Consider the following 21,355-nt stretch of genomic DNA (forward strand, 5'->3'; position numbering starts at 1 on the left):
TCTTTAAGATCATGTTAGTAATTCCATATCCGATAGAGGATAACGGCTGCCTGCGCACGAGTGAGTGATTCTTTCGGCGTGATCTTGTCATTTATGCCATTTACAATACTGGCTTGGATAAGTGCTGATACGCTTTCTTTCGCATAATCGGCAACTTGATCTGCGTCCGAATACGCATCCAGTGAGCCCTTGGCCAATTCAATGCCTGCTGCCGCCATGGCCTTAGCCGCAAAAACCATCGCTTCCTGACGGGTAATACTGCCATGAGGATTAAATTGATTGTTGCCTGTTCCGGTGGCAATGCCCAGTTCTTTGGCGATTCTCACTTCGTTGTAGAAATAGTCTGTCGCTTTCACATCGCTGAACATCAGTCCCGCTTCTCCGGTGCTTTGGAGCTCCAATGCGTGTACAAGCATTGTGATGAAGTCAGTTTTTTTGATGGTTTCGGATGGTTTATACGAGCTGTTACCTACGCCCTTGATCACATCACGGGATGCCATCACTTCAATAGCATGCTTCGCCCAAGGAACGTTGCCAAGATCATTGAATGACTTAAGTACATAGGCAACGGCATATTTGCTGAAGTGTGTCGTGTGGAAACGGACTACGCCGTTAGCCGCATCATAACGCGAATTAGGTACCGCATATGCATGACCGTCTCCGTCGATATACCAGATCAGGATTTGATCCGGATTTGCCCGTTCTGTGGTAGTAGGTGCGTACGGTATAGCTATCGTAACCGGAGCATTCGGATTGTTCCAGGTAATCATATTGCCGTCAACAAGGACGTTCAATTGAATCACCGGGCGATTGCCGATTTGCTCGCGGACTGCGGTGTCTAGCTCATCCACATTGGCCGAAGCGATACTGATCGTGATATTCTTCCCGTCCATCCCAGCAAGGGTTGAAAACATATTGCTCGGTATGTCAATTGTGCCTTGCGGCGTCTTCAGCGTTAATACAAATGCTTCATTGCGGTTCAGGCTTGATGCTGGGAATTCGACAGCACTGGAGACATTGCCTTCTTGCGCTTTGACCTCGATGACAATTTGCTTCTTGCCGTTTGGTCCTATTAATGCTTTTTCAAATTCTTGATTCAGGTAGTCAGCAGTCACTTTAACTTTCGATTGCCCGTCCTTCACTGTCAATATAGGCTTGTTGTCAGGAGCAGGAGCAGTAGGGGCAGGGACAGGGACGTAAGGTGAAGGATCTGATGGAGATGAACTATCAGGTTTTCCGGTAAGTGTAAGAATACCGAATACGGAGGGATCCTGCCATCCTGCTCCAGTCAGGTCGTTCCAGATCGCTGCGCTTTGGCGAGCACCGTCGCTAGCATCATTGACTTGTGCATCAAACCCGATCTTTGTATTGTTGACTGGATCAATCGTCTTGAATGGAATCTTCAGTTCGACCCTATAATAGGTATCTCCTGTAACGGTGAAGGATTTGAATCCTTCTTCAGCACTTCCAGGGTTAAATGTTGCAATGTTCTTAAAGTTGACTCTGTACTGGGCATCATCAGCTTGGTAAGATGTTGATTTGGCGTTATTCTCGTCTAAGAAGACTTCGACAGAATCCTGTTCGTGCGCTGCACTAGCTGTGTCATCCAGTTCGGTATCATTCGTTTCGATCAGGACATATAGGTTATCTTCATCCCAGAGTGCTTTAGCTACTCCTGTTGCGCCATTATGTGCCGATTGATAACGATTGAGCGGTAGTACTGGCGCCTTACTCCACACGTCATCTTCCGTCCCATCCATGACAGGCTTACCGTAAACAGCGGTGGATTGGAGGATGTCTTTCTCCACGGGAGGGTTCTCTTCGATATATTTGTCCGGATCAATTACTGCGTAATAAGCTGGTTTGGCTTGGTATCGACTATCGAATATGAGGGGGCTGTTCTCATTTCTCCAGCTCGTGCCGTCATCAACACCCCAGAAAGTAACTCGCGTGATAGTCTCTTTATAATTTTTATATATTTGGAACAACTCTGCATACAAATAGGCTTGTGCTTTCATTTGTTCTTCAGTCTGAGCACCGTTGCTTCCGGCCGTAACATCGAGTTCTGTTACACCGACTTTTACACCGATATCTCTGAATCGCTCGATAGACGCTCTCACATTATCCGGATTAGTATTCAAGTTATAGTGGGATTGCATGCCAATGCCATCGATCAGCTTCTTGCCAGTCTCAATGAAGTATTTGTCGTTAAGTTCTTTAACCATGCTGGCGATGGCTGTTGCTTTTGCTTGATTGTCATCATTGTAATCGTTGTAATAGAGATCAATATCCCATCCATTGTCGTCGATGGCTTCTCTAGCTGCCTTAAACGATTCATAGATGAAATCCGGTCCAATTGCACGAAGCCAGCCGGAATTCCGAAGCGTTGTTCGCCATTCGGTCGGGTTATTCAATAACGAATCTTCTACTGCTTCATTGACAACATCCCAAGAGATCACATCTTCACCATAATGTTCGACAACCGTCCGAATATGGTTCTTTAGGTTTGTTAGTGCTTCATTCCTAGGTAAAGGTTGACCATTATTTGTATGCAACCATTCTGGGGATTGCGAGTGCCATACTAACACGTGTCCATGAACCAGGAAATCATTATCCAGTGCATTTTTTACAAGTTCGTCCATATTCGTAAAATTAAAATCTCTGCCATTATAAGTGTAATCTGGTTTCATGTTATTCTCTGCGCTCATGAGTACATAATGTTTCTTTAGAAAATCCAGCTTTTCTTCATCATTAAAATCTCCCGGATTCATGATATTACCAATAGGGAAGTAATCCTTATACACCTCATGGATGGAAGTCAGTGAGTCATCCGGATTAGGGCCTGCTACAACTTGGTTATACGTTAACCTGAAATCATCGAGAAGGAAGGTTCTCGGCTCCTTATAGTCCTCCGCAATTTCAACATATGCGTTCAACACATCGTCTGGGGTTGTAGATTGTGTATATAATCCGGTTAACAGAACCCAGTTATCATCGGTAACCGTGCCATTCGGAGACACGTTGGAATAACTGCTTCCATTTTGAACGCTTATCCTAAGTTCTGTATCTGCTTGGCCCTCAGCCATCTTGACCCAAGCCGACAATCTGTATTGATGACCTTTCTGCAGCTTACCAGCTACACTTAATAATGCGCCGTCATATTGTGCGCTTCCAGTCGTTTCTAGACTGTATTCGCCGTCTTCAGTATGATTATCAACTGAAGTTACTGCAATATTGCCCTCACCGCTTCTGCGCACCCAATCCCCAAGCTCTCCATCTTCAAAATCATGCAGCAAGTCGATTGGCGGAACCACCATTGTGATCGTAATATCGTCTAGGTAAAATTGAGCGGTAGCATCGTCGTTTTCAGCATAGAGTGTAAGCGAGGTGAAATCCTCCACTTTGAAATTCTGAATAGACTTTAATTCTACCCACTCTTGATCCGTTACTTCAGTTAGCGGTGTTACTTCCTTATAATCAGGTGTATCTCCATTTTGAACGATCATGGTGAGCTTGGTGCTGCTTGTCGGTTGATCTGCAACCAGTTTGGCGTGGCCTGTAATTTGATATTCGGCGTCCTTTAGAAGCAGGTCTGTCATTGAAATTTCCGTTCCATGCCAATTATCTGTGCGGTCGGTTACTTTAAGGCTGTGTGTGCCTGAGCGGAAGGCTTCGGTTGATGGAGTTGCTACACCAGCCCCACGATTACCCCATCCTTGTGTTGTACCTTCATCAAAATTATAGGTAGCGACCTGAATCGGTTCGAATTCACCAGATGTGGGGGGAGGAGTAGAGTCCTCCTCAGTCGTAATCAGGACATCTCCAATGTAGAAGGGAACCTCTGCTCCTGCTTCATTAGATCCAATGCGCAAAGTAGCATAAGTAGTTGCATTTGCAGTATAATCTGCGGATAGTGTGAACGTTTGGCCAGCTGTTAATGCTGAACTCGTAATCCAGTCACCGTATGCATTGGTTGATGCGTTCATCGGTTGAAGGGAAGCAACGGCACCCTGGGGAACAACTACGTCACTATCCACATAACCTTTTATAGTAATTTTGTATGTAATTCCATTCTGCAAACGAATATCGGCAAAATCAAAGTCAAGACCATCCCAAGTTTCTTTCCTGTTGGTGAGGTGGAGAGCTCCGTCGTCCTCATTTCCATCAAACAATTTATTGACATGTTCAACGGTGGGACCCCCAGACTGTTTGGGTACATTTGTCGGATTTTTAAAGGTTTCATGATAAACCGTAGTCGACGTATCCGCCGCCACGGGTGCAACCCATCCTGCGGGAACGAGCAGCAGAATTGCAAGCAACACCGCAACTACCTTTTGCCACTTTAGCTTCATTATTCTTAAACCTCCTTCGAATATTTAAAGCGCTTTCACAAAAATTCGAGTGCCAACCAACCCTCCTTCCTTTACTAATCATATCGTTTTACACGTAACCTTTTACTAGAAAAATCATAGATTATACTCTAAAAAATATATATCTGTAAATATAAGGAGAAAATGGATGGGTGTATTGCAAAACGCCCTCGACAAGAAGACAAATCCGCTGGGGAAGCTGATAGCAGGATAATATAAGATTCATCTAAAATTAAAGATCGAAATTCAGGAGTGCCAAACGTTATCAGAAAGCATTGCACTATGTTAAAATGAAAATAAAAAATACGTTAAAACTATCGAGGTGTACTTATGCTAGATGAATTCACTAAAAAGAGAATTAATAAGATAATGTCAGATTACATTGAAAAGAAAGTGCCAAAACACATTAGAAACCAAGTGAAACTTAATTATAAGTTCAGAGCTGATAGTGTTACTCTAATTGAAGAAAGAATAGGATTTAAGAGTGAGCAATGGGTACAATTACCGGTTGCTCAATTTCGATTAGAACAAAGCAAATGGAAAGTGTATTGGAGAGATAGCAAGAGTAAATGGCATTTTGTTGAAGATATTACACCGGAGGAGGACTTTGAAAAACAATTGAAAACCGTTGATAACGATGATTTAGGAATGTTCTGGGGGTAAGTAGAGGTGTAAATAAGTACATCATTTCGAGAAGAAGAACAAATTGAATATATCTCTTTAATACATAAGATAAGGAAAGAACAAAGAATATTATTGGGATTGATCATTTTAACCGATTATGCAAGCAATTCAAGATAACTTGGTCCGAACCATACACCCCTAACAGATGGATCCATTCCCCTGAGATAAGAGCTATCTGAGGAGAACGGACGTCTCGTTAGTTCAGTAATGTATGGCTTTAATCATGATGAGGAATATCTAATCATCATCATTTTCTTGTTCAATTTTTAAAATCTTACCATTTTTCGCAAGCAACTCTACTTCAAAAATCTTGCCTTGTGATGTCATAATGAAAACTTCATAAACTAAAACACCATTTTCTAAATCCATATCTACATGCATAACTCTTCCAGGTACATGTTGTAGGGCTATTTCTTGTGCTTGTTGCATTGTAATCTTTTGTCTATTCATAGGGGTTGGGTTATTGTAATAAGTATTCCCATACATTGAGAACATCCTCCTTATAAAAAAAATCAGCTCATTTATCCATATGTATTAGGCAAATTATTGGTGCGTTCTCATTCAGTTAGTTTGGATATAATCCATGTATTTTTGAATTTAGTAAATGCGGATAACAACGTATAGAGAAAATAAGATTGGATTAGGAGAATGAACATGGTCCAAATTTTCGATATTAGGGAAAAGTCAGAGTTACTACAGGACGCGATAGATTACTTTTGGAATCAATGGGGCTCAGATTCGAATGTTAAATTCTATCAAGATTGTATTGAACGATCATCAGAGACACAGAGTGATCTACCTAGATTTTATATAGCAATGGAAGACAATAAGATTATAGGGTCATATGCGCTATTGAGGAGCGATTTGAATAGTCGACAAGATCTTTTCCCTTGGTTTGCTTGCCTCTATATTGAACCAGATTATAGGGGGAAGAACATAGGCACACAACTTCAGAATCATGCAATAACCCAAGTAGGACTGAAAGGATACGGAAGGCTTTATTTATGTACAGATTTAAGCAATTATTATGAGAAAAACAACTGGAATCATATAGGTAAAGGATATTCAGTACATGGTGATGAAACAAGAATATATGAATATCAAATAAGTCATTAAGAGGGATTTCATTTTTCATATCTTTTAAATTCAATGGCTTACATGGAAGGGAAAGTGAATGATGGCCACATGGGTTACTCATTTTAGAATTGCAGAAGAATTGATAAAGAGGGGTCTCCCGGTATCTGAATTGGATTTTCTAGTTGGTAATATTGGCCCGGATTGTGGGTTAGTCAACGAAGATGGAAAGTTTACTCCTCCAAAACGTGTTACACACTTTATGGACGGACGTGAAATTCAAGCGGAGTTGTTCTTCCAACAGTATAGATTAAATAATCTAGATATTACTACTCCAAAAGGATCTTATTATTTAGGATATTATGTTCATCTTATGACAGATGTAGAATGGATCAAGTTGACCAAAGTAAAGAAAATGGAGAAAGTACATCAAGCCATAATAGATACCCCCGAATACAGTCAAATGGTTAAGAGAGATTGGTACTGGTTGGATTTTAAATATTTAATGGAACATCCAAATCATATTTTTTGGACTGTTTTTCAAAATATTCAGCATTATCAGGAATACTTGCCTTTCCTTCCAGCAGGACAAACCTTTCAGCAAATCCAAAACATAACTTATTTTTACTGCAATACTAAAGTTCCTAAAGATTATGAACCTATTTACATGACGGAATCAGGAGTGGATGACTTTGTTCAGGAAACAGCAAATATGATCCAAGAGATATACATACAGAGATTAGGACAAAACTTTAATGCCTAACAGGGCATTCTTATTTTTCTTATGTGTCCAATGTGTCCATAGAAATAGAGTTGAACTATTCTTTTAAGGAGCCTTGTCATGCGTAGAAAATTAGTTAAAATATTTAAACACACCATGCTTATTATCATTTTAATAGTCATACTAGCTTTGGTATTTCCCACTTGGACACCTGAAATTAAAGGTCAGAACAGTATCAGTATGTTAGGACAGGTTGAGATCAACGGTGAAGGTCATGAGGTCATGATGAGGGGAACTAATCGGAAGAATCCAATCCTTATCTTCGTGCACGGTGGGCCTGGTTGCTCTGAGATTCCTTACGTGAGGAAGTATCAACAGGAGCTTGAGCAACATTTTACTGTTGTACATTATGATCAGCGTGGGAGCGGGAAATCACATCACTTCTTTGAGAATTATTCGAATTTGACAACAGATTTGCTAGTAGATGATTTGTTGGCATTAACGGATTATGTTACTGAGGAACTAGGCCAAGATAAGGTTGTGTTGATTGGTCATTCATTTGGTACATATATAGGGATGAAAGCTGCTGCTAAGGCACCTGATAAATTTAATGCTTATATAGGAATTGGACAAATGGCAGATATGGTTCAGAGTGAGTCGGAAAGCTTGGAATATACGATGGAACAGGCAAACCAAGCTGGTAATTTAGAAGACGTAAAAAGCTTAGAGCTTCTTCGAGACTCGATTGAGCAGGGTGAGGGACTTACACCTAGAATTCTACTTCAAAAATATGGTGGTAAAGCTAGACTCATCAACGAAAACAGGGATTATAATTTAGGATTTCTTCTAAATCCTGAATATAATGGGCTGGATGTGATTCGTTTTTATAAAGGGGTTCTAGAATCACAAGACATCTTACTGAGAGAAGTATTAGCAAACCATTTACCTGACATTGTTGACCACCTGGATATTCCTACTTATTTTGTTATGGGAAAATATGATTATATGACATCTGTTAATGCAGCACGAGATTATTTTGATGTAATAGAGGCTCCCGTGAAAGACTTTGTTGTATTTGAAGAGTCGGCTCATTATCCGCAGTTCGAGGAAAAAGAACGATTCGTAGAGTGGTTGAATGAGCTATTCTAAGTGAGTCATAAAAACGAACCGACCCAAACAGCTAAGTGGTAGGGCACCCGGACCTTTGGTCCTTAAACAGTTATAAGATAAACTTAGAAGGGATATGGTGGAAATTTCAAAAAAAACAATAACATTTATTCTTGCTTTCGTAATAGTGATTATTGGAATTGTATATTTACTAAATAATCAAAAATTAACTTCAATTCAAAAAGAAATTTTTGAGGAAGTAAGCAAAGATGATATCGTAAAAATCTCTATAGAGAGATTTACAGACAAGGCAATAATATCTATTACAGATAAGGAAATGATAGAAAAAATTTTAGATGATGTATTAGCTGTTGAATTGAAAAAAGTAAACAAACTATCTTCTATTACTGAGTACGCTATAATAATTTATCTCGAAAATAACAAGAATGGTACTAGCCTCATTGCATTGGAAGTAATGGAAGATAAGAATTATATTGTCATATTTAAGGAATCAGGTCACACAATATACAAGGTCGTTAGTGACAATAATTATTTAAAAACAATTGAAAAATTAGACTTACAACTTCCAAAAGAGTGAAGCATTTACGTATCGTTGATAGCGCTTCCTAGTCGACCAAGAGAGAAATGAAGGGGAGAGGGTATATTGAATCGAAATCAAGCAACATCAATTGTTAATGATTATTTTGAATCATGGATTAAGAAAGACATTGGAATGTTTTCTAATGTTGTACATGATGCATTCATTATTAGGGAATGTACTGGTGCGGTCATGGAAGGAAAAGAGGAATTGGTAAACTGGTTTACGCACTGGAATCAAAGTGACAATAAGGTTGATTACTGGACAATCAAAGAAATAGGATTTGATGAAAGACGTAATGTCGCATTTGTAGAATGGACATTCAAGTGTATTTATGATGCTACAGAATATGTATGGGATGGTGCAAGTATAGTCTATTTTAAAGAGTCGTTAATCATTGAACTAAATGAATACGAAATGAAGCGAACAAAATTCTATCCATATAGACCATAGGAATCAATGAAATTGCATGGAGCTTCACAAACAAACACACCAACAAATAGTCCATTTGCAACGTCATATTACTCAAAGAGAGGATCGAACCGAACCATGAAAATAGGAGAATTAATTGGTATTGGTAACACTGCAAGAGTATATCGATGGGGAGATACTGAGGTTATAAAAATATTTTATGATCAACATTGGGCAATGAATGAGGCGAAAAATGCAGAATTAATTAATAACTTAGAGTTGAGTTCACCTCTGTATTCTGGACTAATCGAATATGAAGGAAAGATGGGGATCGTTCAAGAGAGAATTGATGGCCCTACGATGTTATGGCATATCGAACCAACACAAGAGAGTATATCTTACAATGCTAAGTTGATGGCAAATCTTCAATATGAGATTCATAATGTAGAGAACAAGTTAATTCCAAATCATAAATCGGAAATAACCAATAAAGTTAATCATTCACAAGAGATATCCAATGATGATAAGCACATTATTATAGATGTGTTAAAATCATTACCTGATGGTAATACGATATGTCATTATGATTTTCATCCAGATAACATTATTATTTCACCTAAGGGTCCAATTATAATTGATTGGATGTATCTATTAGTAGGTAACCCAGAGGCTGATGTTACAAGAACATCAATGATGATTCAATCACATTCGCTACCACCTAATGTACCAAATTGGTTAATTCATAGAGAGTATCGAGAGTTTTTTAACAGAGAATATTTAAGTGAATATGTTAAGCTTGCTGATATGAATGATGGATTCCTTGAACGATGGATGATACCAACTTTAGCAGCACGAATTGATGAGATGCAAGGGGAATATAGGCAAGAGGTTAAAGATGAATTACATACAAGATTAACAAAATAATGTCGGTCGGTATCCTGTAGAGACTATTTAGTTATTAACATAACTCAGGAAGAATGGGGGATTTGGGTGCTTGAAAATCTAAATGTAAATGATCTTATCTACCAAACAGATATGAACATTCCATTAGTAGTCATGATGTGTGGTGTAGCTGGATCAGGAAAAACAACATTTGCTCAACGATTAGAGCAGCAGATGGACTTTGTACGTCTCTCCATTGATGAAGAAATATGGGCGACACATGGGCGTTACGGAATCGATTATCCCATTGAAATGTATGAGCAACTTAAAGTTGAAGCTGAGTCGAAGCTGCGTAGTGAACTTGTAAATCTTTTGAATGAAAAGCGCAATGTGGTTATTGATTTTAGTTTCTGGCAACGGAAGAGACGAAATGAATATAAAACCCTCATCGAAGATGGTGGAGGACAGTGGAAACTGATCTATTTAAAAGTTCATCCTAATGATTTGCGTGAACGACTTCGCATTCGAAGTCAGCGATTCGACGCTAATGCTGCATTTACAATAACAGAAGAAATATTATCATCATTTATCAATGGATTTGAAGTACCTTCGGATGAAGGAGAAATTATTATAGAAGAATATTAACCAACACAGAAACCCACCTTTTGATAGTATGTGAAAGGCGGGTTTCTGTCGTGAATCCACGACACTTAGTGAGTTTGCAGTAATATGTTTCAACAATTTAAAAGGATAGAGAGGGATTTATTTTTGAAGTATTATAGGAAAATTGAAGGACCTAACCTTTATTTATCGCCAATAGACCCCGATGATGCAGAAGTATATACAAAATGGATTAACGATTTATCCATGTCAATAAGGATTGGTTCCACAGCAACGGAAGCATATAGCTTATCTCGAGAAAAGACTTTTCTTGAAGACATGGCCCGGGAAGGTAATAACTACGCTATTATTTCAAAGGAAACTGAAGAGTTACTCGGGAATTGCTCCCTATTCTCAATCAATCACATTCATCGTACAGCGGAACTAGGTGTATTCCTGGGCGATCATAGTAATAGAAATAAGGGATATGGAACAGAAGCAATTCAATTGCTTACTGAATATGGATTTAAGGTCATGAACTTGAATAATATCATGCTAAGATTATTTGATTTCAACCACTCTGCTAGAAAATGTTATGAAAAAGCTGGCTTTCAATTGTTTGGGAGAAGGAGTAAGTGTTACTTCGTAAATGGTCACTATTATGACGAATTATATATGGAGTTATTATCGAATGATCTAAATAGTAATTATCTAGATGATTTTTTACCAAAGGTATAAGGGAGCTTAGTAATAATACATGTGAGGGCTTCAATTCTGCACTAGTCATACGATACCAATAAGAAGGTGAGTAGTAATTGACAAAAATATATAAAATGATAAGTATTCTAGTCTTATTAACATTACTAATAACAAATATCATTACTTTCACTAAATATACGACGATGAAGCAAGCAGAAACAACTTCATACTCTCAATTAGTTAATAGATTCTATTTATACGGAATTTTTCAATCTTATGACTCGATACTTTTAGTAAATGAAAAAATAAGAAATGGTACTATAAATGAAGAAGACGTAAGGGATTGGCTTAATGAAATAGTGTCTGATATGAGGGTTGCTGCAGAGACAGCATCAATTGCGGCTAACCACTGGAATCTTACTATAGGAGATAAAAATGAATATGACTCGGTAGGTGAAATTTCACAATTTTATAAGAGCATTCAAATTAATTTGAACGATATTATTAAAACAGAAAAAGATTACACAGTGTTGAAGCAGGCATGTATAGAACTAGAAGAAATTTTAGAAATTATTAAAAATAATACTAATGAACAAGAATTAATAAGTGCAGATTATAAAGAAATTAAAATATATTGGAAAGAAATAATGGAATTAGTGCATGAAAAACACTCAGATACACGATTACTAAAATCATATTTCCTTGTCCATTATTCAAGAGATTTATAGTATTTCAATAGTCCAGGATAATTGATGTGATTTTAAAAGAGTAAGGGCATCAGCAAACTCGTGCTGTGGACCAATCGGTTTTTGATCTCCAGAACATCTTTCAAAGAAGCAATTCAGGAGTTGATTATAGGGAAAATGGAATAAGAAATCATGGATTAGATAGCATTGCTGATGAGCATATAAGCTTTGCTGTAATATTTTCTAGATATTTAGATCATTGGATTATTAGTAGGCAAGGATGTAAGACGACGTGGGAAGTACAGGGGGGGCATCGGGACAAGAATGAAGTTCTACGGTATACAGCGGCACGAGAATTATATGAAGAGTCTGGGGCACGAGTATTTCGGATAACACCCATTACAAACTACTCAATGGTATTGGACGGAATGATAAGATATGGGCAATTGTATTACTCTGAGATAGTTGTGTTGGGAGATTTACCAGAAGGATATGAAATTGAGGAAGTGAAGTTAGTAGAAACGTTTCCAGAGAATATGAGATATGGTGAAGTGCATAAGCTACTGTATGAAATCATCATGAATCATAATATAGACGAGAGTACATCATGGTACAACTATGAAATACATAGGAAAAACGAAATAATTGAGATGTAAATTAAAGCTGATTAACAGAGTAATCAAAAAAATATTCATACGAACGCTGAGAACATTAAGATCGCAGAGTTTGTATGAATATTTTTTTCAAGACCTAATTCAATATGGTAACAGAGAGGATATTATAAGTCTATATTTTTTTCTGGGATTCATGTACCATCACCTTATAAATGTACGAATGGAGATGGTACACATGCTTAAAGAAATACGTGTTAGTCGTGCAATGACATATGAATATCCCCCTGATGGTGGAACGTTACCAATTATTGACCCTTATGATGGATGTACGATCGGTTGCCCCTATTGTTTCCAGCTAGAAGATGAAAATTGGAATAACGACTTAAAAGTTAAACTCAATATTTCAGATATTTTATCTGAAGAATTAATTCACTGGAACAAAGAAGATATCGTATATTTGGGAAGTAAGTGTGGTCCTTATATGGAAATTGAACGAAAATATCAATTAACTAGGAAATGTCTAATCGAATTAAGTAAGTTAAACGTGAAGTGTATGGTAACAACTAAAGCCGGGTCAAAACTAATATTTAGAGATATCGATGTGGTTAAATCTATGGGAAACAAATTCACTCTACTTTTAGGATTATCTAACTTGCACCAGTTGAAGAAGATTGATGATTATACGATCATGAGCAATATACAAACAGCAAATCAGTTGCATAGCATGGGAATTAAGGTTTTGGCTTTTATTACTCCGATTTTACCCGGTATAACAGACGTAGATTTAATGATTCATGCACTAGATCAGGACATACCCGTATTTTTAGATAAGGTCAGATTAGGAAAAAATACTAGGCCTACTCTAGGACGATTTATTGCTAGTAACTATCCCCAATTAGCTAGCACTTATAAAGATATAATTCATAATAATATCGATGTTTACTATGATCAGATAAAAGAGAGGTGGAATGGAGATCAACGGGTGAAGTTTGTTTTTGAGTAAAAGCTTATAAATCGGAAGAAGAAGTCTACTACATACAACAACGTTTTAACACCTCCGTCCAAGACAAATTACACTTTGGTCTGAGGTGTTTCTTCTGAAGCAGAGTCATCTGACACATTCAACACATATTTGAGAAAAACAATGCAAAATGAGATGGAGGTATTCTTATGAGACCAAGGATTACAGTTATAACATTAGGAGTAGATGATTTAGACAAATCTCTGAAATTTTATCAAGAAGGATTAGGATTCAACACGGAAGGTATAGTTGGCAAGGAATTCGAGCATGGAGCTGTTGCCTTTTTTGACTTACAACCAGGTTTAAGACTTGCGATTTGGAACCGAAAAGACATTGCACACGATACGCCATCTTAAATTAACTGATCAAAGCCCTACAGAATTTACGATCGGTCATAATGTAGGTAATAAAAATGAAGTTGAATTGATTATGGATCAGGCAAAAAGAGCTGGCGCTACGATAACAGTACCAGCACATGACACATTCTGGGGAGGATATTCGGGATATTTCCAAGATCCAGATGGACATTTGTGGGAGATAGTTTGGAACCCACAGTGGGAGCTCGAAGGGGAGTGACCTAATAATGAAGAGAATTATTATCTTAACTATGATGATGATATTACTCGCTGGTTGTGGTTCCGAAGAATGGTCTGCAAACAACAGGTCTTCAAATGAAGGTGAAGGATATATTTTAGAAGTAGCAGAAAAACGTATTTTAGTGGTTGAGAAGAAATATATGAACAAGACTTGGAAGGATATTATGGATGAATATGTCGGAGAAGCAATATGGTTAAGCACCAATACAAGAAATATGAAACAAGGTCAAAAAATACATTATAAAATTAAGGGTGGAATCGACACATCAAACCCCTCACAAGCTGAAGCCAAAGAAATAAAGATAATCAAGGAATAACATATGGGGGTATTTCAAATGTGGGCGCGAGTGTTGTAGGAATGACACATAAATAAATGATTTTGAATCTTTATCCATCATAGTATCGTAATACCAATTATCCTTATATCTTATTGAAATGGAGTGAAGTGAATGATTTTGTCAATATTCCGTACGAGATCGACCTTTTGGACAAGAACTGTTCTTGCAAGCGCCCTGATTCTATGTATGATGGCCTCTACGGTGCAAGCAGCAGTTGCTCCCGTGGCAACACCTACGCAAGCGAAGCCGCTGACCCCAGAGAATGCAGAAACATTTCTCAAGCAATTCTTCAGTTCGGAAGAAGTGAAGGCACAACTTGCTGGTGCAGCTGTCATTGTGGTCAAGGATGGCAAGACTGTGATCGAAAAAGGCTTCGGTTATGCAAACAAGGATGATAAAACAGTTGTGGACCCCGACGAGACCGTCTTCCGGATGGCATCAGTATCCAAAACCTTTACCGCTGCTGCGGCTATGCAGTTGGTGGAGCAGGGCAAGATCGACTTGAAAGCGGATTTCCAGACTTACACAGGATCGCTGAATTTCGATAATCCCTTCGGTACTCCAGTTACGGTGGAACAGTTACTGACCCACACAACAGGGTTCCGGATTCAGGATCCCCAGTCTGAAGATATCCATGATGATTTCGATAAAAAGGTATCGATTGAGGATTATGTGAAAGAGAATATGCCACCGGTGGTCCGCAAACCGGGTACTACTTACATGTACGACAACTTTGCTTCGTTACTGCTTGGTCTAGTGGTCGAGAAGGTCAGTGGTGAAGCCTATGAGGATTATATGGAGAAGCATGTATTTGCACCGCTGAATATGGATAAAAGCGGCTTCCTGCTGGAAGGTGAGCTGAAAGAAGATCTCGCTACAGGCTATGATGCCTCAGGTAAGGCACTTGACCTGTTTACGGTAACACCAACAGTAATGCCTCATGGGGGCATGTTGTCCACTGCCGATGATATCGGCAAGTTCATGATTGCTTTCTTAGACGGAGGAGTTGCGGGTAACAACCGTATTCTGACTAAAGGTTCAGTAAAGGCCATGGAAGAATATCGCTCCTCGATCCACCCGTTGCTACCAAATACGACATATGGCTTCGAGGCGCCGATTCAACTTCCTGGCGCGGGCAGTAGCTCCAAAATTATTACCAAGGCAGGCGACTTAATTGCCTTCAGCACTTATATGTTCCTAATTCCGGAGCAGAACACCGGGGTCTTCATTGGTTATAATCAGCAAAGTGTGCTTCGGGAGTTGTTCTACCCCGCATTTATTCAAGAATTCTTCCCACAATATGCGGATCCTGCAAAACTTGATGCTTTTCAGCCACTGAGTGCTGAAGCATTGAACGCATTCACTGGTTACTATGCGGATCTTCGTCTTAAGAGCCTGGTCTCTACCGTCACCGTAAATGAGGGTGCGCTTAATATAAACGATGCTTTCCTGGGAAGCCGCCAACTACAGCAGGTGGACGATAATCTGTTCGTTGATGAGCTGACCAATAAATTCACTGGCTTTGAAATAGGTGCGGATGGACAAGGAACCTATCTTAAAGAACCGTATCTCAACCCTTATAGCTACGAGCAAAAGGGAGCAGTTGGCGTTGGATATGCCGATGTTACTGCTAAACATCCTTATGCGACACCGGTTATGATGTTGCAGTCGCTGGGCTATCTTCCTAATGATGCAACATTGAGCTTCCAGCCTGAATCAGGAATTACACGTGCCGAGTATGTTCGGTTGATGCTTGAGAGTAGCGGGCTGAAAGGGAGTAAGACAGAGAAGCTGGCATTCCCGGATCTGCAGGGTCATCCAGATGCTGCTTTTGTACAAATGGCAGTGGAACTCGGGATGGTTCAGGGAACGGCAGGTGGAGAGTTCAGGCCTGATCGAGTAATCTCTCGCCAGGAAGCTGCGGTGATGATATGGAGACTGCTTAGCGCGCAATATCCAGATGAGCTGTTCGCTGATGTGAAGCTAGCCGGCAATACGGACAAATGGGCGATTCCGGCAGTGAAAATAGCAGTGGCCCTGGGTCTATACGGACCGGAGATTAAGGTTGATGCTAAGGGTGCTGTTGATTTCAAATCAAGAGAAGCGCTAAGCAAGCAAGAAAATGCAGCTATTCTGTATGCTCTATTCACGAATCCAATGAATCAGATCGTTGCCAAACTGATGGAGTAATCCGAAGCGAGACTGGCTATTCGAAGCTTGAACGGTCTGTCCGGTTAGCGGACAGACCGTTTTATTTTGAACTATATCACAGATCAGAAAGTGGGAGATGGATGGAGAAACAGAAGCTAATCCGTATTTTTGATAGACAAGCATCCCAATATGACAAAACAAGAGAAGATCCGAAACAAAAACGTTGGTGTCAGAGTCTTTTAAGTCATGCTAAGGGTGAGGTGCTTGAACTTGCAGTAGGAACAGGTGCTAATTTTCCATTCTATCCTTCGGATATACATATTACGGCAACTGACTTTAGTAAGGCAATGATTGAGAAAGCACAAGCAGCAAAACACTATCGCCTTAATGTAGATTTTGTTTGTTCTGATATTGAAGAAATGAGCTTTGCCGATCAATCGTTCGATACTATTGTTTCAACACTATCATTGTGCAGTTATAACAATCCACTACTGGTATTGGATAAAATCAACCGATGGTGTAAACCTGATGGGAATATCCTATTGATGGAGCATGGGATCAGTTCTAACCTTATGGCTTCAGTTATGCAAAAGGCGCTTAACCCTCTTTTATATCGTGTTTATGGATGCCACCATTCAAGGGAGATTCTTGGAATGATCGAAGAGTCAGGGATCAAAATCGACAAAGTGGAAAGCTACTGGCTTAATATGGTTCATCTTATTCGGGCGAAACCGAAACAGTAACCTCAAGCAACTTATTCGCTTGAACTTGAGGATGCACAAACGATAGGAAAGAGTCCTTAAACTATTCATTGAGAGGTAATTGTATGAACTACGAAGCAGAACTTATAAGAATCATAAAAAAGAATGACTTCCTGTTATTTTAGAATCCGATATTCCAAATAGTTGGTACAACGGATTCGGCTCAATACTGAGCGGGGTCTTATCCGCCTGTGTTTATCTCTTCTTGAGTCATTTGGTCCATAAGAAATGTGAAAACCGTCCTTCATTATGCTGCCTATTCAAGTTTTAACTACATGTGCTTTTTATTTAGATGTATATCTAATCGGTAATCGGTACAAGTTCTTGTCCCTTGACATATGTACTAAGGTCTTCTGTACTGGACAGTGAAAAGTTCTTTATTGAAAAATAACCCAGTCAGACGATTGGATGGTATCCTAAAGTTTCCAAACTGAAAGGATAGAATCGCTGAATGCAAGCAGTTTACCCCATTTCCGAGCGATTGACCATACTGATGCTCAAATACTTGAATGAAATTTTACTTCCCTTCCGTTCCTGTTTCTCCAGACAAGCCACATTTGAATGGTTTGTCGTCATCGTGATTGGCTTTATGCTTCGTTCCGACCATCTCGGCATCACATCTGTTATCCGTGGCCTCGCCTTGAATGGCCGCTGCTACGAAACGCTCCTTCACTTTTTCCGTTCCTCCACCTGGTCGCTCGAATCGTTGCGCCAGGCCTGGCTTCAGACGATTCGTCAAGCAGCTCCTCTGCTCCTTGTGCAGGGGCGTGTCGTGTTGGTTGGCGACGGGATGAAACAAGCCAAGGAAGGACGACGGATGCCCGGAGTCAAGAAGCTCTATCAGGAATCCGAAAACGTCTCTAAAGGCGAATACATCTTTGGCCACCTGTTTGGCGCTATCGGGATTCTGGCCGGCACCCCGCAGAAGTGGTTTTGCTTGCCTCTGTTCATGAACCTACAGGATGGAGTTCAAACGATCCTGAGATGGAGTCGGAAGGATGAGGAACAACAACCCTCTCATGTGGTTCAAATGATCGATCAAGGCTTCACGGCAGCGCGTTGCTTTTGCTGGATCGTTACTTTTTGTCTGTTCCGGCCCTGGAGCGGCTAAAGGCGTTCCATCGCTCGTCCGATGCCCGGATGGACATCGTGACGAAAGCCAAAGCGAATGTCATGGCCTACGAACGCCCTACGACCCGGAAACCAGGGCGGGGTCGCCCTGCCAAAAAAAGGGGCGTCGGTCAAGCTCAAGGACTTGTTTTCGACGCGTGCCGCCGACTTTCAAACCGCTACGGTTACGTTGTACGGCAAGGAGGACGGGTTCAATACTTGTGCCTGGATCTGCTTTGGGGCCAGCGATTGTATCAGGAGTTGCGCTTTGTATTGGTGAAACGTGGCCGTCAGCTCGCCATTCTGGTGAGTATCGATCTGACGCTTTCAGCCACCGATATCATCCGTTTGTACGGGTACCGCTTCAAGATAGAATGCACCTTCCGGAAATCGAAACAAGTGATGGGCGCTTTTGGCTATCGCTTCTGGAGCAAATCCATGCCCAAGCTAAACCGCTATCTGAAAAAGGAAGCACCGCATCCGCTCGAGGACGTGAAGGACGAACGAGATCAGGAGCGCATTCGGCAGACCCTCCGGGCGATAGAGAGCTTTGTCCTGTGCCAGTGCATGGCGATGGGACTTCTTCAACTGATCGCCTTGCGCTTTTCGGGGCGTATTCCCGTTCGGTCTTTCCGCTATTTGCGAACGCCATCCCATGCCATTGTATCGGAGGCTACCGTAGCGGTTTATTTGCGCCAGTCTATTTTTCGATGGTTTGCCCAACATCCCTGTTTACCTATAACACAAATTATTCATTCCAAGCAGGCTGCGTATGATATTGACGCAGATTCTCTGGCTTCTTAAAGCTGTAAAACTTTTGACTGTCCAGCATATAAAGAAATCGAATATATTAAGAATCATTTCCTACACGGTACACACCTCTCTTCCTATGGAGATGGCGACTGGGATGATACGCTTCAGCCGGCGAATTCTCAGTTGAAACAATTTATGGTCAGTAGCTGGACGGTGGCTCTAACCTATCAGACCTTCAATCAGTTCTCAAAAGTCATGGAGACTGTTGATTCCAAGTCCGCAATGGATTTGCGAAATCTAGCGGACGGCATTCAGAAGGATTTCAATGACTATATGCTAGATACTAGATACTAGATACTGAAGTTATACCCGGGTTCTTGTAAATGGAGAATCCAGAACAGGTTAAATTAATGGTTCATCCAAGCGATAAGGATATGGGTATCCATTATCGCTTGCTTCCGATGACACGAAGCATGATTAGTGAACTATTAACACCTGAACAAGCAGCATCCTATTATGAAATCATTCGTGAGCAATTGTTCTGTCCGGATGGGGTTCGGCTCATGAATCGACCTGCTCCATATGACGGCGGAGTTAGTAATCACTTTAAGCGTGCCGAGCAAGCAGCGAACTTCGGATGGGAAATTGGACTACAGTATGTGCATGCGCATATTCGTTACGTGGAGGACATGGCTAAGCTAGGTAAAGTAGACGAGGTGTGGAGTGGGCTTGCGCGGATCAATCCAATTGGAATTCAAGAGATTGTTCTTAATGCCGAGCTCCGACAAAGTAATGCGTACTTTAGCAGCTCAGATGGCAAATTCAATACGCGTTATGATGCAGAAGAAAGATTTAATGAACTTAGAAGTGGTAAGGTACAGGTGAAAGGTGGCTGGAAAATTTATTCAAGCGGGCCGGGGATCTATTTGAACCAACTGATCTCTAATGCACTAGGTATTCGTCAAGAGGCAGGCGACCTTGTCATTGATCCCGTGTTACCACAAAATTTAGATGGTCTACATTTTGACTATACCTATGCGGGAGTTCCATCCCGATTTGTATATCACTTAAATAATGGTGAAGCACGTGTTCGTATAAACAGTCAGGACGTGAAAACGGAAACCACAACGAATCGATACCGTGCAGGTGGATTACGTATTTCTCAAGAAGAGTTCGATCGTGTGCGATTAACGGATACAAACCTAATTGAAATTTATATGTAAGCATATCGATATGACAAAAGCTCCTTCGTAAATTGAAGGGGCTTTTTTATGTGCATGTACCGCAAAGCGAAAAAAGATACCCCCGCAAGGATCGCAATATTACCGTAACAAAGATGTCGGAAACCGTAACCGAAAAGCGGGTTAACCGCAGTTAGTTGTTCGGTGTATAAAGAGAGGGGATACTTTATGATTTTAATAACGACGAAGAACGAAAGGGGGAGCGCAAGTGAAACCGGTGAAGCTGATTTGTATTCCTTACGCTGGAGGAACGTCCTCTTCTTATATAAGGTGGGCGAAGTATTTACATCCCGGCATTGAAATGATCAATGTGGAGCTGGCTGGAAGAGGGAAACGGTTCGGTGAGCCGTTATATTCAACTTTTGAAGAGGCTGTGAATGATGTCTTCCTTCAAATAAAAAGGCATATTGAACCGGATGTGGATTATGCGCTGTTTGGCCACAGTATGGGGAGCTGGATTTCATATGAGCTATATTACAAGCTGATAAAGGAAGGATATCCTTTACCTTTTCATCTATTCTTCTCGGGAAGACGTGCACCGCACTTGGTCAAGAAACCCGATGGTTATTGGAAGCTGCCTGAATCAGAGATGGTAGAGCTGCTACTACGATATGGCGGAGTGAATCGTGAATTTATGGAAGATCCGCAGCTACTGGAGCTTATCATGCCGATGGTTCGAGCTGATTTCAGAATCACTGAAGAATATGTACATCAGGATAGAAGTATAAAACTAGGATGTGGCGTATCGGTATTTACAGGCCGGAACGATGTCGATATTCCGATTTCTGACATGTACGGCTGGCGAGAGCTGTCAGCACAGAGCTGTCAGGTGTACGAATTCGCGGGTAATCATTTCTTCATACATGAATACGCGCAGGAGGTCGTTACGGCGATCCATAAGATTTTGCTAAAAAATATGATGGTATGTTAGAAGGGAG

The 21,355-nt window shown here is 40.4% G+C and carries 20 protein-coding genes and 2 pseudogenes; 20 read left to right on the plus strand and 2 right to left on the minus strand.

Features of this window, described 5'->3' with window-relative positions; genetic code table 11:
- Window positions 1-14: 14 nt before the first annotated feature.
- Window positions 15-4,352, minus strand: coding sequence for an endo-1,4-beta-xylanase (locus tag AC1D7X_RS21150; protein WP_495476059.1), 4,338 nt, complete (start codon window positions 4,350-4,352; stop codon window positions 15-17).
- Window positions 4,353-4,700: 348 nt separating this feature from the next.
- On the opposite strand from AC1D7X_RS21150, the gene AC1D7X_RS21155 reads away from it, so the two are divergent.
- Window positions 4,701-5,033 (plus strand): DUF3024 domain-containing protein, encoded by a 333-nt coding sequence (locus tag AC1D7X_RS21155; protein WP_495458225.1) that lies wholly within the window; start codon window positions 4,701-4,703, stop codon window positions 5,031-5,033.
- Between the two features lie 258 nt (window positions 5,034-5,291).
- Here AC1D7X_RS21155 and AC1D7X_RS21160 read toward each other — a convergent pair whose 3' ends face one another.
- On the minus strand, window positions 5,292-5,540 hold the full coding sequence (locus AC1D7X_RS21160; protein WP_495476060.1) for a PepSY domain-containing protein: 249 nt from the start codon (window positions 5,538-5,540) through the stop codon (window positions 5,292-5,294).
- A 168-nt stretch (window positions 5,541-5,708) separates the two neighbouring features.
- Between AC1D7X_RS21160 and AC1D7X_RS21165 the strand changes: the two genes are divergently transcribed.
- From AC1D7X_RS21165 to AC1D7X_RS21255, 19 genes and pseudogenes are all read left to right on the plus strand, one after another.
- Window positions 5,709-6,170 (plus strand): GNAT family N-acetyltransferase, encoded by a 462-nt coding sequence (locus AC1D7X_RS21165; protein ID WP_495476061.1) that lies wholly within the window; start codon window positions 5,709-5,711, stop codon window positions 6,168-6,170.
- A gap of 58 nt (window positions 6,171-6,228) precedes the next feature.
- Window positions 6,229-6,891: a hypothetical protein gene (locus tag AC1D7X_RS21170; protein WP_495476062.1), complete on the plus strand. Its 663-nt coding sequence runs from the start codon at window positions 6,229-6,231 to the stop codon at window positions 6,889-6,891.
- 78 nt (window positions 6,892-6,969) lie between these two features.
- Window positions 6,970-7,998: an alpha/beta fold hydrolase gene (locus tag AC1D7X_RS21175; RefSeq protein ID WP_495458229.1), complete on the plus strand. Its 1,029-nt coding sequence runs from the start codon at window positions 6,970-6,972 to the stop codon at window positions 7,996-7,998.
- Window positions 7,999-8,092: 94 nt separating this feature from the next.
- Window positions 8,093-8,554, plus strand: coding sequence for a hypothetical protein (locus tag AC1D7X_RS21180; RefSeq protein WP_495476063.1), 462 nt, complete (start codon window positions 8,093-8,095; stop codon window positions 8,552-8,554).
- Between the two features lie 66 nt (window positions 8,555-8,620).
- Entirely contained in the window at window positions 8,621-9,007 is a 387-nt protein-coding gene (locus AC1D7X_RS21185) for a nuclear transport factor 2 family protein (protein WP_495458231.1), read from the plus strand.
- A 96-nt stretch (window positions 9,008-9,103) separates the two neighbouring features.
- Window positions 9,104-9,889, plus strand: coding sequence for a phosphotransferase (locus AC1D7X_RS21190; protein ID WP_495476064.1), 786 nt, complete (start codon window positions 9,104-9,106; stop codon window positions 9,887-9,889).
- A gap of 111 nt (window positions 9,890-10,000) precedes the next feature.
- Window positions 10,001-10,492, plus strand: a complete 492-nt coding sequence (locus AC1D7X_RS21195) for a P-loop nucleotide/nucleoside kinase family protein (protein ID WP_495458269.1) — start codon at window positions 10,001-10,003, stop codon at window positions 10,490-10,492.
- Between the two features lie 84 nt (window positions 10,493-10,576).
- Window positions 10,577-11,185: a GNAT family N-acetyltransferase gene (locus tag AC1D7X_RS21200; protein ID WP_495458233.1), complete on the plus strand. Its 609-nt coding sequence runs from the start codon at window positions 10,577-10,579 to the stop codon at window positions 11,183-11,185.
- A 77-nt stretch (window positions 11,186-11,262) separates the two neighbouring features.
- Window positions 11,263-11,874, plus strand: a complete 612-nt coding sequence (locus tag AC1D7X_RS21205; RefSeq protein WP_495476065.1) for a hypothetical protein — start codon at window positions 11,263-11,265, stop codon at window positions 11,872-11,874.
- 65 nt (window positions 11,875-11,939) lie between these two features.
- The gene (locus AC1D7X_RS21210) at window positions 11,940-12,488 is read left to right on the plus strand and encodes an NUDIX domain-containing protein (protein WP_495476066.1); all 549 of its coding nucleotides are present in this window, start codon (window positions 11,940-11,942) and stop codon (window positions 12,486-12,488) included.
- 193 nt (window positions 12,489-12,681) lie between these two features.
- On the plus strand, window positions 12,682-13,449 hold the full coding sequence (locus AC1D7X_RS21215; protein ID WP_495476067.1) for an SPL family radical SAM protein: 768 nt from the start codon (window positions 12,682-12,684) through the stop codon (window positions 13,447-13,449).
- A gap of 167 nt (window positions 13,450-13,616) precedes the next feature.
- A pseudogene (locus tag AC1D7X_RS21220) lies at window positions 13,617-14,043 on the plus strand (VOC family protein).
- Between the two features lie 7 nt (window positions 14,044-14,050).
- Window positions 14,051-14,380 (plus strand): YobA family protein, encoded by a 330-nt coding sequence (locus tag AC1D7X_RS21225; protein WP_495476068.1) that lies wholly within the window; start codon window positions 14,051-14,053, stop codon window positions 14,378-14,380.
- Between the two features lie 132 nt (window positions 14,381-14,512).
- Complete coding sequence (locus AC1D7X_RS21230; protein ID WP_495476069.1) at window positions 14,513-16,591, plus strand: serine hydrolase domain-containing protein; 2,079 nt, start codon at window positions 14,513-14,515, stop codon at window positions 16,589-16,591.
- Window positions 16,592-16,692: 101 nt separating this feature from the next.
- Window positions 16,693-17,295 carry a class I SAM-dependent methyltransferase gene (locus AC1D7X_RS21235; RefSeq protein ID WP_495476070.1) on the plus strand — a complete coding sequence of 201 codons (603 nt, stop codon included), beginning with the start codon at window positions 16,693-16,695 and terminating at the stop codon, window positions 17,293-17,295.
- Window positions 17,296-17,764: 469 nt separating this feature from the next.
- Entirely contained in the window at window positions 17,765-18,424 is a 660-nt protein-coding gene (locus tag AC1D7X_RS21240; protein WP_495476071.1) for a transposase, read from the plus strand.
- The gene (locus AC1D7X_RS21245) at window positions 18,379-19,227 is read left to right on the plus strand and encodes a hypothetical protein (protein ID WP_495476072.1); all 849 of its coding nucleotides are present in this window, start codon (window positions 18,379-18,381) and stop codon (window positions 19,225-19,227) included. The genes AC1D7X_RS21240 and AC1D7X_RS21245 overlap by 46 nt, the downstream gene beginning before the upstream one ends.
- A gap of 24 nt (window positions 19,228-19,251) precedes the next feature.
- Window positions 19,252-20,399: pseudogene (locus tag AC1D7X_RS21250) on the plus strand (GH36-type glycosyl hydrolase domain-containing protein); the annotation flags it as partial.
- 226 nt (window positions 20,400-20,625) lie between these two features.
- Window positions 20,626-21,348, plus strand: coding sequence for a thioesterase II family protein (locus tag AC1D7X_RS21255; RefSeq protein WP_495476073.1), 723 nt, complete (start codon window positions 20,626-20,628; stop codon window positions 21,346-21,348).
- Window positions 21,349-21,355 lie beyond the last annotated feature (7 nt).

The organism is Paenibacillus sp. Y568 (assembly GCF_059445545.1).